Consider the following 266-nt stretch of genomic DNA (forward strand, 5'->3'; position numbering starts at 1 on the left):
AGCCCGACGCGGTCACGGTGACCTTCGCCGTTGAGAACACTCGCTGGCAGATCGATCTGACCCGCACGGAGCGTGATGCGTTCGTTCGGGCACTCGCTCCGTACACCGAGAAGGCGCGCCGTGTCCGAGGCGACGTGCCGGGCGGTGCCATGAACGCCGCAACCCGCTGACCGCTCGAAGCGTGCGCGGGCCCGGGCAGGGCCTGGTCAGCCCCGTCGGAGGCCTTCCTGGTTCAATACGAGGTCGGTCTGACGGACAGGACCTCG

Annotated in this window: 1 protein-coding gene; it reads left to right on the forward strand. The window is 68.8% G+C overall.

Annotation, left to right across the window (positions count from 1 at the left end; genetic code table 11):
* The first annotated feature begins 17 nt into the window (after nt 1-17).
* Complete coding sequence (locus GST15_RS12985) at nt 18-170, forward strand: Lsr2 dimerization domain-containing protein (RefSeq protein ID WP_425482248.1); 153 nt, start codon at nt 18-20, stop codon at nt 168-170.
* Nucleotides 171-266: the final 96 nt, after the last annotated feature.

The sequence above is a fragment of the Cognatiluteimonas profundi genome (assembly GCF_009792795.1).
Lineage (GTDB): Bacteria > Pseudomonadota > Gammaproteobacteria > Xanthomonadales > Xanthomonadaceae > Cognatiluteimonas > Cognatiluteimonas profundi.